Source organism: Pseudomonas sp. Ant30-3 (assembly GCF_000690905.1).
Classification (GTDB): domain Bacteria; phylum Pseudomonadota; class Gammaproteobacteria; order Pseudomonadales; family Pseudomonadaceae; genus Aquipseudomonas.
On record NZ_JMCL01000071.1, the window covers coordinates 1 to 12,824 of the forward strand.

General features: G+C 58.6%; 12 protein-coding genes. 3 read left to right on the forward strand and 9 right to left on the reverse strand.

Features of this window, described 5'->3' with window-relative positions; genetic code table 11:
• The first annotated feature begins 197 nt into the window (after window positions 1–197).
• Entirely contained in the window at window positions 198–1,346 is a 1,149-nt protein-coding gene (locus DU29_RS0117540; RefSeq protein WP_028622845.1) for an efflux RND transporter periplasmic adaptor subunit, read from the forward strand.
• Window positions 1,347–1,359: 13 nt separating this feature from the next.
• On the forward strand, window positions 1,360–4,401 hold the full coding sequence (locus DU29_RS0117545) for a multidrug efflux RND transporter permease subunit (protein WP_028622846.1): 3,042 nt from the start codon (window positions 1,360–1,362) through the stop codon (window positions 4,399–4,401).
• A 65-nt stretch (window positions 4,402–4,466) separates the two neighbouring features.
• On the opposite strand, the gene DU29_RS0117550 is transcribed toward DU29_RS0117545, so the two are convergent.
• The 9 genes from DU29_RS0117550 to DU29_RS0117590 form a co-directional block, all read right to left on the reverse strand.
• Window positions 4,467–4,688: a hypothetical protein gene (locus DU29_RS0117550; protein ID WP_028622847.1), complete on the reverse strand. Its 222-nt coding sequence runs from the start codon at window positions 4,686–4,688 to the stop codon at window positions 4,467–4,469.
• A gap of 2 nt (window positions 4,689–4,690) precedes the next feature.
• Window positions 4,691–5,404, reverse strand: a complete 714-nt coding sequence (locus DU29_RS0117555) for a lipopolysaccharide kinase InaA family protein (RefSeq protein WP_028622848.1) — start codon at window positions 5,402–5,404, stop codon at window positions 4,691–4,693.
• 4 nt (window positions 5,405–5,408) lie between these two features.
• Window positions 5,409–6,077 (reverse strand): class I SAM-dependent methyltransferase, encoded by a 669-nt coding sequence (locus DU29_RS0117560; RefSeq protein WP_028622849.1) that lies wholly within the window; start codon window positions 6,075–6,077, stop codon window positions 5,409–5,411.
• Between the two features lie 159 nt (window positions 6,078–6,236).
• Window positions 6,237–7,514 (reverse strand): sensor histidine kinase, encoded by a 1,278-nt coding sequence (locus DU29_RS0117565; protein ID WP_028622850.1) that lies wholly within the window; start codon window positions 7,512–7,514, stop codon window positions 6,237–6,239.
• On the reverse strand, window positions 7,504–8,187 hold the full coding sequence (gene colR / locus DU29_RS0117570; protein ID WP_028622851.1) for a two-component system response regulator ColR: 684 nt from the start codon (window positions 8,185–8,187) through the stop codon (window positions 7,504–7,506). The genes DU29_RS0117565 and colR overlap by 11 nt, the downstream gene beginning before the upstream one ends.
• Window positions 8,188–8,359: 172 nt before the next feature.
• Window positions 8,360–10,003, reverse strand: coding sequence for a chaperonin GroEL (gene groL, locus DU29_RS0117575; RefSeq protein WP_028622852.1), 1,644 nt, complete (start codon window positions 10,001–10,003; stop codon window positions 8,360–8,362).
• 49 nt (window positions 10,004–10,052) lie between these two features.
• Window positions 10,053–10,346 carry a co-chaperone GroES gene (locus tag DU29_RS0117580; protein ID WP_028622853.1) on the reverse strand — a complete coding sequence of 98 codons (294 nt, stop codon included), beginning with the start codon at window positions 10,344–10,346 and terminating at the stop codon, window positions 10,053–10,055.
• 249 nt (window positions 10,347–10,595) lie between these two features.
• Window positions 10,596–11,072, reverse strand: a complete 477-nt coding sequence (locus tag DU29_RS0117585; RefSeq protein ID WP_028622854.1) for an FxsA family protein — start codon at window positions 11,070–11,072, stop codon at window positions 10,596–10,598.
• Window positions 11,073–11,138: 66 nt separating this feature from the next.
• Window positions 11,139–11,870 carry a HugZ family pyridoxamine 5'-phosphate oxidase gene (locus DU29_RS0117590; protein ID WP_028622855.1) on the reverse strand — a complete coding sequence of 244 codons (732 nt, stop codon included), beginning with the start codon at window positions 11,868–11,870 and terminating at the stop codon, window positions 11,139–11,141.
• A gap of 164 nt (window positions 11,871–12,034) precedes the next feature.
• Here DU29_RS0117590 and DU29_RS0117595 point away from each other — a divergent pair, with 164 nt between their 5' ends.
• Entirely contained in the window at window positions 12,035–12,793 is a 759-nt protein-coding gene (locus DU29_RS0117595) for an SDR family oxidoreductase (RefSeq protein ID WP_028622856.1), read from the forward strand.
• Window positions 12,794–12,824 lie beyond the last annotated feature (31 nt).

The following is a 12,824-nucleotide window of genomic DNA, read 5'->3' on the forward strand; positions in this document are numbered from 1 at the left end:
TGGCGAGGGAGCTTGCTCCCGCTTGGGGTGCGCAGCAGCCCTGAAAACCGTGGCCCGCTATGCAGCCCAGCGGGAGCAAGCTCCCTCGCCACAGTTCGGTGTATGCCCAGCGCTGAAAGCTACCCGCTGGAAACCCCCACTGACTCGGAGTAATGTGCCCGCCTGTCTTGCCTGATTTCTCCAAGGAACTGGAAAATATGCTGCGTCGCCGCATGCTGATCATGTTGGGTATTGTTCTGCTGATCGTCCTCGTCCTGGGCGCTTACAAAGCCTTTTCCATCTATACGATGATCCAGGGCTTTTCCGCGCCGAAACCGCCGATCAGCGTGGCTGTGGCCACCGCCACCGAACGGCCATGGCAAGCGCGTCTGCCCACCGTGGGCACGCTGACTGCGCTGCAAGGCGTCGACCTCAGCCTGGAGACCAACGGCACCGTCACCGAGGTGCAGTTTCAGTCAGGACAGAAGGTCAAGGCCGGGCAACCGATCGTACAGCTCGACAGCGCCGTGGAAACTGCGTTGCTGGAAACCGCGCAGGCCGACCTTGGCCTGGCTCAGGTCGATTACAACCGCGGCAGTCAACTGGTTGGCAGTCAGGCCATTTCGAAAGGTGAGTTTGACCGACTGTCGGCGGTCCTGAAAAAGAACCAGGCCACGGTCAACCAGCTCAAGGCGTCGCTGGCGAAAAAACGCATCGTCGCACCGTTCAGCGGCACCATCGGCATTCGGCAGGTGGACGTCGGCGACTACCTTGCCAGCGGCACCGTGATTGCCACGCTGCAAAACCTCAGCAGCCTTTACGTCGATTTCTTCCTGCCCGAGCAGTCGATACCGAAAATCGCCGTCGGCCAACCGGTACAGATCATTGTTTCGGCATACCCGACGCAAAGCTTCCCCGGCACCATCAGTGCAATCAATCCGAAAGTCGAGAACAGCACGCGCAACGTTCAGGTACGCGCGACCCTGGCCAACCCTGACGGTAAATTGTTGCCGGGCATGTTCGCCGGTCTGCAAGTGCTGCTGCCCAATCCGCAGCCGCGCATCGTCGTCCCGGAAAGCGCGATCACTTACACGCTCTACGGCAATTCGCTGTATGTGGTCGCACAGAAAAAAGCCGAGGATGGCGGCCTGGAAAAAGACGACAAAGGCCAGCCGATTTTGATCGCCGAACGGCGCTTCATAGAAACCGGCGAGCGTCGTGATGGCCAGGTGATGATCACCAAGGGCGTGCAGAACGGCGAGAAAGTGGTGACCGCCGGCCAGATCAAACTGGACAACGGCGCACACATAGCAATCAGCGACGACAAGACCTTAGCCGAGCAGAACAGCCCGCCGCGCGCGGACTGATCAAGGAACCCCCATGGCTTTTACCGACCCGTTTATCCGTCGCCCGGTGCTCGCCACCGTGATCAGCCTGTTGATTGTTCTGCTCGGCTTTCAAGCGTGGAGCAAGCTGCCACTGCGCCAGTACCCGCAAATGGAAAACGCCCTGATCACGGTGACCACGGCCTACCCCGGCGCCAACGCCGAAACCATTCAGGGCTACATCTCTCAACCGATGCAGCAGAGCCTGGCCAGCGCCGAGGGCATCGACTACATGACGTCGGTCAGTCGCCAGAACTTCTCGGTGATCTCGATCTATGCGCGCATCGGAGCCAACAGTGACCGCTTGTTCACCGAGCTGCTGGCCAAGGCCAACGAGGTCAAGAACCAGCTGCCACAGGACGCTGAAGATCCGGTTCTGAGCAAAGAAGCGGCGGACGCCTCGGCGCTGATGTACATCAGTTTCTTCAGCAAGGAGCTGAGCAACCCGCAGATTACCGATTACCTCTCGCGGGTCATCCAGCCGAAACTCGCCACCCTGCCGGGAATGGCCGAAGCCGAGATTCTCGGCAATCAGGTGTTCGCCATGCGCCTGTGGCTGGACCCGGTAAAACTCGCCGGTTTCGGCCTGAGCGCCAGCGACGTGACCAACGCCGTGCGCCAATACAACTTCCTCTCCGCCGCTGGCGAAGTGAAAGGCGAATACGTGGTCACCAGTATCAACGCCAACACCGAGCTGAAATCCGCCGAAGCTTTCGCTGCGATTCCGCTCAAGGTCGACGGCGATAGTCGCGTATTGCTGAGCGATGTCGCGCGGGTCGAAATGGGTGCGGAAAACTACGACACCATCAGTTCGTTTGGTGGCACGCCTTCGGTGTACATCGGGATCAAGGCCACACCGGGCGCCAACCCGCTGGACGTGATCAAGGAAGTCCGCAAGATCATGCCGGACCTCGAAGCGCAGCTGCCGCCGAACCTCAAGGGCGAGATTGCCTACGACGCGACGCTGTTCATTCAGGCCTCGATCGACGAAGTGGTGAAAACCCTGTTCGAGGCGGTATTGATCGTCATCGTGGTCGTGTTTCTGTTCCTCGGGGCGCTGCGCTCGGTGGTCATCCCGGTGGTGACGATTCCGCTGTCGATGATCGGCGTTATGTTCTTCATGCAAATGATGGGCTACTCGATCAACCTGCTGACTTTGCTGGCGATGGTGTTGGCCATCGGCCTGGTGGTGGACGATGCGATCGTCGTGGTGGAAAACATCCACCGCCACATCGAGGAAGGTAAATCGCCGTTCGACGCCGCTATTGAAGGTGCGCGGGAAATCGCCATGCCGGTGGTCTCTATGACCATTACCCTGGCGGCGGTTTACGCGCCCATCGGTTTCCTCACTGGCCTCACCGGCGCACTGTTCAAGGAGTTCGCCCTGACCCTGGCGGGCGCGGTGGTGATTTCCGGCGTCGTCGCCCTGACCCTGTCGCCGATGATGTGCGCCTTCCTGTTGCGGCACGACGAAAATCCCAGCGGCCTCGCGCATCGTCTCGATCTGATTTTCGAAGGCCTCAAACGCCGCTACCAGCGCATGCTCCACGGCACCCTGAATACGCGGCCGGTGGTGCTGGTCTTTGCAGTAATTGTGTTGTGCCTGATTCCGGTGCTGCTCAAGTTCACCAAATCGGAACTGGCGCCGGACGAGGACCAAGGCATCATTTTCATGCTGGCCAGCGCGCCGCAACCGACCAACCTCGACTACCTGAACGCCTACACCGACGAGTTCATCGACATCTTCAAAGCCTTCCCCGAGTACTACTCTTCATTCCAGATCAATGGCGCCACCGGCGTGCAATCGGGGATCGGGGGCTTTCTGTTGAAGCCATGGAATGATCGCGACCGAACGCAAATGGAAATCCTGCCCGAGGTTCAGGCGAAACTGGAAAGCATCCCGGGCCTGCAGGTTTTCGGCTTCAACCTGCCATCCCTGCCGGGCACCGGTGAAGGGTTGCCGTTCCAGTTCGTGATCAATACTGCAGGCGACTACGAGTCGTTGTTGCAGGTGATGGACCGGGTGAAGAAGCGCGCCATGGAGTCGGGCAAATTCGCCTTCGTTGACGTCGACCTCGCGTTCGACAAACCCGAAGTGGTGGTCGATATCGATCGCGCCAAGGCCGCGCAGATGGGTGTCTCCATGCAAGACCTCGGCGGCACACTGGCGACGTTGCTGGGGGAAGCGGAGATCAACCGGTTTACCATCGAAGGTCGCAGCTACAAAGTGATCGCGCAGGTTGAACGGCCTTTCCGCGACAATCCGGACTGGCTGAACAATTACTACGTGAAGAACACCCAAGGTGATTTGCTGGCCCTGTCGACGCTGATCACGGTCACCGACCGCGCTCGCCCACGGCAGTTGAACCAGTTCCAGCAGCTCAACTCGGCCATCCTCTCCGGGGTGCCGCTGGTGAGCATGGGTGAAGCCCTCGATACCGTGCGCCAGATCGCACTGGAAGAGGCGCCTGCCGGGTTTGCGGTCGACTACGCCGGTGCATCGCGCCAATACGTTCAGGAAGGCAGTGCGCTGTGGGTGACCTTCGCCTTGGCGCTGGCGATCATTTTCCTGGTGCTGGCCGCCCAGTTCGAAAGCTTTCGCGATCCGTTGGTGATCCTGGTGACCGTGCCGCTATCTATTTGCGGCGCGTTGATTCCGCTGTTCCTGGGTTGGTCGAGCATGAATATCTACACCCAGGTGGGGCTGGTGACATTGATCGGCCTGATCAGCAAACACGGGATACTGATCGTCGAATTCGCCAACCAGCTGCGCAAGGACAAGGGCCTGTCAGCGCGCGAAGCTGTCGAAGAAGCGGCGGCCATTCGTCTGCGTCCAGTGCTGATGACCACGGCGGCCATGGTGTTCGGCATGGTGCCGCTGATCATCGCCACCGGCGCAGGCGCGGTCAGCCGGTTCGACATCGGCACGGTCATCGCGACGGGAATGTCGATCGGGACCTTGTTCACCCTGTTCGTGTTGCCGTGTGTTTACACGCTGCTGGCCAAGCCGGACAAATCTGAAAAGGGACTGCACTAAAGCTCCAGGCAAAAAAAGGCCTCGCACGAGCGAGGCCTTTTATGGGGGTTTCAATCTTTTCAATCCTACGGTTTTAATCCTTGAGAAAGCCCGAACATGAGTAACAACAAATCATGATCGGGCTGAGTGGCCTCGGATGCCTTGGCAATCCGCGGCAAGGGACAACTGGCGTCCTCATTGAATGAACTGAGGACTTGCGTACGCGGCTGCTCCCAAGCTGCCATCGCCAGAGAAGCAACTGCCAAGGCTCCAACCAGGAACAAACCTCGTGCAATTTCTAGTTTCATCGCTATAAACCTTTGATAGCGCTGCCAAACGCCGCCTCGTAAAAGTAGACGAGTTTCTTCCAGTCGGCAGTGCTGAACGACGAATGGCGACGCAACTGCTTCATGTCATGTGAAGCAGCCCGGTAAGCGGTGGGGCGCTGCCGGCATTTTTCCAGATCGATCAGAGCAACTTCGACCTGTGCCGCGTCGCCTTCACCGGATACGCGTACGAAAACATGCTTGATGTAGATGCAGCTGTGTTGCCAACGGCCTCTGTGCATCCGCGCCAAATTGTCCGCCAGATCCTTGAGCACCCGATCATGCACGGCCTCGCCGTGACGTTCGCGACCACCACCGGCGTACCAGTGTTCGATTTCTTCGAAACCGTCCAGGGACTTGGTCACCAGTAACGCGCGCCATTTATGCACAGGGTCGCGCTTGGCCCCACAGAAAACCAGTTCTGGCACGCGCACTCCAATTTGACGCAAGCCGATCAACGCATCCTGTTCGCGCAACACCGTCGGGCGGCCCAATGGGTGCATCAAGCTGCGGTAGATATGGCCAGTCTGGCGCTTGGCGTAAAGTAATTGCCCATCACTGCCTTTTATCCGCTGCACACCACTTTCACCGCCGCGACGCACATTGGGCTCTTCAACCCATTCGCCGCGCTGATTCCAGTAATAATCAAACCGGTCCTGGGAAGCACCATTCGTGCCTGCTGCACACTGCACTGCCATCGCGTTACCTCTTGCGTAATACGTAAACCCGCCACATGGCATAGAGCGGTATAAAGTCCAGTTGTTCCTGAATGCGGAAACCCGCTTGCTCGAATTCTTTTTCGACCGTAGCAGCCGGTAACACAAATCGATTCTGGTAGCCTTCCTGATCACGCTTTTGCTCGGAACGCTTGCGCTTCCAGGCTTTGAAATTGCCATCCACCCAAAGCGACAGGATCACGCTGTCGCGGGTGACACGTTCGAACTCACGCAAGATGGCCAGTCGATGCTGGGCATCACCGACGTGGTGCAACAAACGCATGCAAAAAATGCTGTCGACGGCGTTGTCCGGCAACGCGATCTCGAATGCTGAGGTGTGCAAGGGTTGTACCCGTCTCACCACATCAGCGGGTTGTAGTTGCTGCGCGACCTTCAGCATGGACTCTGAGTTGTCGGCGCCGATAATCACGCGATTGGGCTTTTGCGCGAGCATGGGCCAGAAACGCCCTGCGCCACAGGGCAAGTCCAGCACCAGACCCGGATCGCCAGCCAATGCCAGCGCCTTGCGCGCCAACTGCTCGTCGCGCCTGTGGGACATGCGGCGGCTGAGGCCGTCCTGATGTTTATGGAAATAACTCTTCGCGTGCTTGTCGTCGTATTTGTCGGAAAAATCTAGTTTGATTGGGCCAGCCATCATCAAGGACTCCTGAACTTCTGATGACGCCAGCCTAGGGAGCCGGGTGTCGCGGTCAGGTCATGTCTTTGTGAAAAAATCGTCATGTAAAATGTTGAATTATTTCGGGATTTTACAGTTTATGCGATTTTTGCTGGCCGTATTTGCTCACTTCGAGCATCACTCCATCAGGGTCAGGTCCACTTGAAAGCGGCAGCCGTGAGGCTCCATGGTCGTCAGGCTGACAGTCCAGCCCTGGTTCTCACATATCCGCTGGACCAACGACAGCCCCAGACCCAGGCCATCGCCGCGCTTTTCGGCGCCGCGGACAAAGGGTTCGAACATCGCTTCGCGCTTCTCTTCGGGAATACCTACCCCGCTGTCCTCGACGGCGAAACCGCTCGGCGTCAGGGTCAAACGGATGAAGCCCTGCTCGGTGTAGTGCAGCGCGTTACGCAGCAGGTTACCCATCACCGCGTGCAGCAGTGTGGCGTTATAAACCGTATCGGGCGGATGGCCCGGCTCGAAAAGCAGCGTCAGCCCTTTGGCCTCGATCGGCTCGCGCCACAGATTGAGCAGGCTGTCAGCGACCTGACTAAGGTTCTGCTGAGGCGCGACGTTGACGTCTTCACGCTGAGTGCGGGCCAGCATCAAAAAGGTTTGCACCAGTTCACGCATCTCACCGCAGGCGCGAGCGATACGCTCGACCTGGGCCCTGCCCCGTTGGTCGAGGCCAGGGTTCTCCAAAAGCAATTCACAGGAACTGGCCAGCACCATCAGCGGGGTGCGCAGTTCGTGACTGACGTCACTGGTGAACAGGCGCTCACGGGTCAGCGCCTGGCGCAAGCGCCCAAGCGTAGCGTCGAATGCCACGGCGAGCTCGCCCACTTCATCAGCGGCATAGTCCGGTGCCAGCGGTGGCGCGAGCCCCAATAACTGGTCGCGGTGCCGCACCTGGCGGGCCAGTCGAACCACCGGCGCCATTACTTTTCGCGCCAGTATCCAGCCGAGGAACACCGCCAGCGCAAGGCTCAGAACGAAGCCCACCAGCACCACAGCAAACAGGACCCGCTCACGTTCTTCGAAATCACTCTGGTCTTGCAGCAGCACATACCGTCGACCGTCGACGATCTCGACCATGGCGTGATACGACAGCTGCTCACGGAACACTTCGTGAAACCCTGAATCGAGGTGCCGAAGGTCCTTGGGCACATCGAAGTCGCCCGGCCCGCCGCTGAAATAAAACAGTTGGTCCGGCTCGGGACGGTGGCTCCAGTCCGACACGCTGTCCATCAGTAGCAGTCGCTGAAGATCGCCCCCCAGGCCTGCCGAGATCAGTTTTTCTTCCACCAGGTGCACAGTCGCCACGATGCCCATGGCGAAGGCTCCCGCGACCAACGCGCTCATCAGCGCAAAGGCGATGATGATCCGTTGGGCGAGGCTCTGTCTAAACTCCATCTCGACCCTCGGCAAGGCGATAACCCACACCGTGCACAGTCTGCAGCAAGGGTTTGGCGAACGGCTTGTCGATCACCTGGCGCAACTGATGGACGTGGCTGCGCAAGCTGTCGCTGTCCGGGCAATCATCGCCCCACAGCGCCTCCTCAAGAATTTCTCGGCGCAACACATGGGGACTTTTCTGCATCAGCACCGCGAGCAATTTCAAACCCACCGGGTTGAGCTTGAGCAGGCGCCCCTCGCGGGTCACTTCAAGCGTATCTAGGTCGTAACTCAGATCGCCGACTTGCAAGCTGCGCCGACCACCGCCCTGCGCCCGGCGCATGACCGCTTCGATCCGCGCGGCCAGTTCAGACAAGGCGAAAGGCTTGATCAGGTAATCATCGGCGCCAGACTTGAAGCCTTGCAGACGATCATCGAGCTGATCACGAGCGGTCAGCATGATTACCGGCGTGTCGCGGCGAGCATCTTCGCGCAGGCGTTTGCACAAGGTGTAGCCGTCAATCCCGGGCAACATGATGTCGAGAACGATCAGGTCGTAATGTTCGGTGGCGGCCAGGTGCAGGCCCGACAGACCGTCTTGTGCGCAATCCACGGTGTAGCCTTTAAGCCCAAGGTAATCGGCCAGATTGGCCAGAATGTCGCGGTTGTCTTCGACCAACAGAATTCGCATGGGCACCTCCTCCGTACACAGTAACGGCCATCGCGGCCCGCGCAGCTTAAGGCCAAGTTTGACGCAGAGCCAGAACTGCGTGCGGCGCCAGCGCCTGCAATGTGCGATGACCGGCAATAAAAAACCCCGCCTGCTTTCGCAGGCGGGGCCTTTTTACAGGGGTAAGGCTGGCTTACATCATGCCGCCCATGCCGCCCATACCGCCCATGTCTGGCATGCCGCCGCCAGCTGGTGCGTCATCCTTGATCTCGGCGATCATGGCTTCGGTCGTGATCATCAGGCTGGCGATGGAAGCCGCTGCCTGCAGAGCCGAACGAGTCACTTTGGCCGGGTCAAGAATACCCATTTCGATCATGTCGCCGTATTCGCCGGTAGCAGCGTTGTAACCGTAGTTACCCGAACCCTGCTTGACCTTGTCGACAACGACGCTTGGCTCGTCGCCGGAGTTGGCAACGATCTGGCGCAGTGGCGCTTCAACAGCGCGACGCAGCAACTGGATACCAACGTCCTGATCGGCGTTGTCGCCTTTCAGTTCGGAAATAGCCTGCAGAGCGCGAACCAGTGCCACGCCGCCGCCAGGTACCACACCTTCTTCAACGGCTGCACGGGTAGCGTGCAGGGCGTCTTCAACGCGGGCCTTTTTCTCTTTCATTTCAACTTCGGAGCCAGCGCCAACCTTGATCACTGCAACGCCGCCGGACAGTTTGGCCAGACGCTCTTGCAGTTTTTCACGGTCGTAGTCGGACGAAGTGTCAGCCACTTGCTGACGGATCTGCAGAACGCGAGCCTGGATGTCAGTCTCAACGCCGGCACCGTCGATCACGGTGGTGTTTTCTTTCGACAGGATGACGCGCTTGGCATTACCCAGATGTTCCAGGGTAGTGCTTTCCAGGCTCAGACCGATCTCTTCGGAGATGACGGTACCGCCAGTCAGAACAGCGATGTCCTGCAGCATGGCCTTGCGACGGTCGCCGAAGCCTGGAGCCTTGACGGCTGCAACTTTGACGATGCCACGCATGTTGTTGACAACCAGAGTCGCCAGGGCTTCGCCTTCAACGTCTTCAGCAACGATCAGCAGTGGACGGCCGGCTTTGGCAACGGCTTCCAGCACTGGCAACATTTCGCGGATGTTCGAGATCTTTTTGTCGACCAGCAGGATCAGCGGACCGTCCAGCTCGGCAGTCATGGTCTCTGGCTTGTTGACGAAGTACGGGGACAGGTAACCGCGGTCGAACTGCATACCTTCAACAACCGACAGTTCGTTTTCCAGGCCCGAGCCTTCTTCAACGGTGATCACGCCTTCTTTACCGACTTTTTCCATGGCTTCGGCAATGATGTCGCCGATGGAGCTGTCGGAGTTGGCCGAGATGGTGCCGACCTGAGCGATCGCCTTGGTGTCAGCGCAAGGCTTGGACAGGGCTTTCAGCTCTTTGACAATGGCGATGGTCGCTTTGTCGATACCGCGTTTCAGGTCCATCGGGTTCATGCCGGCAGCGACGGCTTTCAGGCCTTCGTTGACGATCGACTGAGCCAGAACGGTAGCGGTGGTGGTGCCGTCGCCTGCGTCATCGTTGGCACGGGAGGCAACGTCTTTGACCAGCTGCGCGCCCATGTTTTCGAAGCGATCTTTCAGCTCGATTTCTTTGGCAACGGACACGCCGTCCTTGGTGATGGTCGGAGCGCCGAAGCTCTTCTCGATGATCACGTTACGGCCTTTCGGGCCCAGGGTCGCTTTTACTGCGTCAGCCAGGACGTTGACACCGGCGAGCATTTTCTTGCGGGCGGAATCGCCGAATTTAACTTCTTTAGCAGCCATGATCGATATTCCTTAAATACTTTGTAGTAACGGGAAAATGAGCGGGGAATCAGCCTTCGACAACAGCGAGGATTTCGCTTTCGCCGATTACCAGCAGGTCTTCGCCATCGACTTTCACTGTGTTGCTGCCGGAGTACGGGCCGAACACAACCTTGTCACCCACTTTCACGGACAGCGCACGCACTTCACCGTTTTCCAGGGTCTTGCCTGGGCCTACGGCGAGGACTTCGCCCTGGTTTGGCTTTTCAGCAGCCGAACCTGGCAGGACGATACCGCCAGCGGTTTTCTTTTCTTCTTCGCTGCGACGGACGACGACGCGGTCATGCAGAGGACGAAGCTTCATTGTCGATCTCTCCTAATTGTGGTTTTCATCGGCCGGTGTATTCCCGGCGGGTTAAACAAATCCGGCGGTGCCGGGTGCGGTTCGTCAAGCGAACCGCGGAAGTCTGTCTGGCGTTGTTCGCCAGAAACCTTGCGGTGACCGTTACATAAGGGCGTACAAGCTGATTACAAGGGCGGGGGGCGAAAATTTTTCATCTTTGAGCCCCCAAAACGGAACACGGCACCCGAAGGTGCCGTGACGTCAAAAGTGTTACTTGGGATCGCGGTGTTCGTACTCGCCTTCGATCACATCGGGCTCGCGGCCCAACGGCTGACGCGGAGCAGGACCGCCGCGGGGCTGAAGATCATCGGCGAACGCACGCTGACGGATCGCGGCCTCTTCGGCACGCCGGCGCATTTTATTGGCCAGCAGACGACGGGAAATCGGCAGCAACATGATCAGGCCCAGCACGTCGGTGACGAAGCCAGGCAGGATCAACAAGCCACCCGCCAGCGCCAGCATCAGACCTTCCAGCATGGTCTGCGCAGGCAACTCGCCGCGGTTGAGACTTTCACGCGCACGCAGCGCGGTGGACAGACCGGCGATACGGAGCACGAAAACACCAAGCATCGAGCCGAGAATCACCAGCAGCAAGGCCGGGAAAAACCCGATAGCCCCGCTCACCTTGACGAATACGAACAGCTCCAACACCGGGAACAGTACAAAGAGCAATAAAAAAGGGCGCATCAAATGGTTCCTCAACGCAAGAATGCCTTGCCAGTCTTCCCTAGATGACGTCGCCGTTTCGTGAATTCAAGCGTCGGCCACTTCCTTTTTCGGCCAATCTTCGGCGTGAGCCAGAAAAACCAAGGCTTCGCGCACTTGTGTCGGCGTATTACATGGTGCTTGAAACGCTAGCCAGTAAAGGGCCTGACCGATTCGCAGGTGCATGCCTTCGGTGTCGATGCCGGCAAGCTGCGCAGGTTCGGTCGTCGGTAATCCGGCGAGTTCGACGTAGTGCGCAATGGCTTTGGCGTGATCGGCATTCATGTGCTCGACCATGCTGATTTCGGCCTTGCCAGCGAACGGGGTGGCCAGTGTCAGCTGATCGACCCAGTGAATCGCGCCAAACCCGCCGATGTAGCGATGACGAACAGGTTCGAGCACCCAGAAATCGAAGTCGTGCGCCTGATGATAATTCTGCGACTCGGGGAAATAGCGGTAGTAGCGATCGGCCGCAGCGTCGATGGCGTAATTGTCTTCAAGCTTTTGCGCCTTTGCGAGGTAGGTCAGGCGACCGACCGCCTGTACGTCTTCAGCCCCGCGCTCGCCCACGAACAGCGAGCATTTTGGATCTTTCTGCAGGTTGTGGGTGTGCTGGGCAATGCGGCTGATCAGAATCAGCGGGCGCCCCTGCCCATCCAGACAGTACGGAACGACCGAACCAAAAGGAAAACCAGGCATCGCTTTGGAGTGGGTCGATAGCACCCCTCGGTATTCCTTGAGAAGCAATTCTCGGGCATTCTTGGCCGCTTCAACGCTCAATTTATGACTCCTTATATAGAATCCGTCGAAAAAACGGACAGGCGCCAGGGACAAGTTCCGTTGCGCCTTCTGGGCAATCTCTCGTGCAACCAGGCCGCTGCCGGCGCAGATCGAGAGGCTTTCCAATAAGAAGACCACTTCAAAACGGCTACCGGGGCATGCGAATGCAACTCACTGACAAAGTAATCATTATCACCGGCGGTTGCCAGGGTTTAGGCCGTTCGATGGCCGAGTATTTCGCCGGCAAAGGCGCGAGGCTGGCACTTGTCGATCTCAACCAGGAAAAGCTCGACGACGCTGTCGCCGCGTGCAAAGCCAAGGGCGTCCAGGCGCGCGCCTATTTGTGCAACGTTGCCAATGAAGACCAGGTGACGCAAATGGTCACTCAGGTGGCCGAAGATTTCGGCGCGATCCATGGCTTGATCAACAATGCGGGCATCTTGCGCGACGCCCTGCTGTTGAAGGTCAAGGATGGCGAAATGACCAAGATGAGCCTGGCGCAATGGCAAGCGGTCATCGACGTCAACCTGACCGGCGTGTTCCTGTGCACCCGTGAAGTCGCGGCAAAAATGGTCGAGCTAAAAAACAGCGGTGCGATCATCAATATCTCCTCGATTTCGCGCGCCGGCAATGTCGGCCAGACCAACTACTCCGCCGCCAAGGCTGGCGTCGCTGCGGCGACCGTGACCTGGGCCAAGGAACTCGCGCGCTATGGCATTCGCGTCGCGGGCATTGCGCCAGGCTTTATCGAAACAGAGATGACGCTGGGCATGAGGCCGGAAGCGCTGGATAAAATGACCGCCGGAATACCGCTCAAGCGCATGGGCAAGCCCGAGGAAATCGCTCATTCGGCGGCGTACATTTTCGAGAATGACTATTACACCGGGCGGATTCTGGAGATGGACGGCGGGTTGCGGATTTAACGCAAGACCACCACTTCACTGTAGCAGCTGC

Excerpts from the sequence above, each read along its gene's own strand:
- DU29_RS0117560 (WP_028622849.1), bottom strand. The coding sequence starts at position 6,077 with ATGGCTGGCCCAATCAAACTAGATTTTTCCGACAAATACGACGACAAG.
- DU29_RS0117555 (WP_028622848.1), bottom strand. The coding sequence starts at position 5,404 with ATGGCAGTGCAGTGTGCAGCAGGCACGAATGGTGCTTCCCAGGACCGG.
- DU29_RS0117595 (WP_028622856.1), top strand. The coding sequence starts at position 12,035 with ATGCAACTCACTGACAAAGTAATCATTATCACCGGCGGTTGCCAGGGT.
- DU29_RS0117585 (WP_028622854.1), bottom strand. The coding sequence starts at position 11,072 with ATGCGCCCTTTTTTATTGCTCTTTGTACTGTTCCCGGTGTTGGAGCTG.
- DU29_RS0117540 (WP_028622845.1), top strand. The coding sequence starts at position 198 with ATGCTGCGTCGCCGCATGCTGATCATGTTGGGTATTGTTCTGCTGATC.
- groL (WP_028622852.1), bottom strand. The coding sequence starts at position 10,003 with ATGGCTGCTAAAGAAGTTAAATTCGGCGATTCCGCCCGCAAGAAAATG.
- DU29_RS0117550 (WP_028622847.1), bottom strand. The coding sequence starts at position 4,688 with ATGAAACTAGAAATTGCACGAGGTTTGTTCCTGGTTGGAGCCTTGGCA.
- DU29_RS0117580 (WP_028622853.1), bottom strand. The coding sequence starts at position 10,346 with ATGAAGCTTCGTCCTCTGCATGACCGCGTCGTCGTCCGTCGCAGCGAA.
- DU29_RS0117545 (WP_028622846.1), top strand. The coding sequence starts at position 1,360 with ATGGCTTTTACCGACCCGTTTATCCGTCGCCCGGTGCTCGCCACCGTG.
- DU29_RS0117565 (WP_028622850.1), bottom strand. The coding sequence starts at position 7,514 with ATGGAGTTTAGACAGAGCCTCGCCCAACGGATCATCATCGCCTTTGCG.
- colR (WP_028622851.1), bottom strand. The coding sequence starts at position 8,187 with ATGCGAATTCTGTTGGTCGAAGACAACCGCGACATTCTGGCCAATCTG.